Annotated in this window: 1 protein-coding gene and 1 pseudogene; both read left to right on the plus strand. The window is 65.9% G+C overall.

Going from position 1 to position 1,806, the window contains the following annotated elements; translation table 11 throughout:
• Nucleotides 1-437: 437 nt before the first annotated feature.
• The gene (locus ACFV9O_RS40225; RefSeq protein WP_385428016.1) at nucleotides 438-1,160 is read left to right on the plus strand and encodes a hypothetical protein; all 723 of its coding nucleotides are present in this window, start codon (nucleotides 438-440) and stop codon (nucleotides 1,158-1,160) included.
• Between the two features lie 344 nt (nucleotides 1,161-1,504).
• A pseudogene (locus ACFV9O_RS40230) lies at nucleotides 1,505-1,717 on the plus strand (SsgA family sporulation/cell division regulator); the annotation flags it as partial.
• Between the last annotated feature and the right edge of the window lie 89 nt (nucleotides 1,718-1,806).

Genomic DNA, 1,806 nt, shown 5'->3' on the forward strand with positions numbered 1-1,806 from the left:
TCGACACACCCCACCCAACGCCACACCCCGGCCCAGGGACACCCCTGGACCGGTCACACCATACGAATCAACGACCCGCGAAGTACGGGTCTAGGTGCTGCCCTTGCCGGGCACGGGCAGCCTCCGGCTTCCGCCGGTCGCTCCCCACACGGCATCGTGTTGCTCCGTGGTTTGGTTGTGGTTCTGTCCACGAGCTTCGGGCGGTCTTGCTCTGCTCGTCGGGAGGCAACTGCTCCGGGCCGCGGTCCGCAACTACGAGACTGGGCAGCACCCGGGTCAGCGCGACTGAAGCCACGCGATTGAGGCGGAAATGACGATGCTGCCGACCGCCGTGCCCACGCCGTGCGCGAGACCTAGGGCGGCCCGGTCGCAGAAGCGTCGACGCAGGTGCCTCGCCCGCGGGATGGCGGTCGGCTCGCAGCTGGTCGGGGTCTGTTTTGGGCGAGCAGATGAGCAGGACGGGTACTCACGCTTTACATGCAGAGGAACGCGCATGGCCGGAGATCGAGGAGGTCGATCAGCGAGAAGCCCTGGCGACGATCACCCCGCACCTATTGCGGCAAGTTGAGACCCAGCTGGTCCCACACGCGCGGCTACCTGACGAGGACGAGTACCAGCGGCGCCTAGCCGCGGATATCGCCGTCGTACGGGCCGTCCGCGCCGACGGCTACACCGGTGACCGCACCACCGAGACGCTCCTTGCGGCGGTGCCGTTCTTTCGCCGATACGCGCCTCAGCAAGGCCATTGGGATCCCCGACGGGGCGCTGGGCTTGCCACGTACTTCATGGGCGCGTGCGTCAGCTGCTTCGCTGTGACGTACCGCAAGTGGTGGAAGCAGCAGCTCGCCGACCAGCGCCTGGCTCGCTGGGACGACAGCAGCGAAGCGTTGATTCAGCTTCCTGATCCGCGGGCTCCCGACCCATGTCAGACGGCTCTCGTACACGATGAGGTCTCCCGGACCCTCACCCGCATCCAGGACCCCAAACTCAAGCAGGCAATGGGGCTGAGGGCGCTTGGCTATACCGAGCGGGAGGCAGCTGAGAGTGTGGGGCTGACAGCCAAGGCGTTGGAGAGGCGCAGCAGCAAGCAACGCGACAAGCTCCGCAGCACGGACTCTGCCGCTACGGACTGCCTCGGTGAAGGGAGCGGAAAACAGTGAGCCTCAAGAACTCCCACAGCGGCGAAAGCGAAACCAAGGACACATTCGACGCGTTGCTGGATGCCTCCACGCTGGGCACAGAAGCAGTCCTGAAGATTTCGGCTGATCTTCCCCATGCCGTTCGGACACACCTTGCGGAGCAAACAACCGCGTCCGGCAACGCTTGTGCTCCCTGCGCGACGTTGAACACCCCCAGCGGGTACTCCGTCCACGGTGGCGAGCGCGAAATGGGCACGCTCTATCTCGACGATGCCCTCGTGCAGGTCCTCAGTGAGGCTGGCCCATGCGGGGACACACCCCCCGAGCCAGGCCCGGCCGCGACATCAACGACGGTGAGTTGTGAGATGCATTGGCGCCTCGTTGGCTCGTCTGGGTCGACCCTTCCCGTCCCCACCGGGCTGCGCTACGACTCCTGGGACCCCTACGCCGTACACGCCACCTTCCACACAGGGGTCGACGAAACAGCGGAGTGGGTATTCTCGCGCGAGCTTCTGGCCAAGGGGCTGCGCACCTCGGCCGGAGCAGGTGACGTCAGAATCTGGCCGGCGGGGCACCATTGAGTGGTGTGCATCGTGAAGCAGCAGGTCACGGGCCTGGTGTGCGTCGGCGTCGGGGTGCTCACGCTGGTTGTGGGCGTGTGACTTCG

The sequence above is a fragment of the Streptomyces sp. NPDC059909 genome (genome assembly GCF_042730885.1).
Lineage (GTDB): Bacteria > Actinomycetota > Actinomycetes > Streptomycetales > Streptomycetaceae > Streptomyces.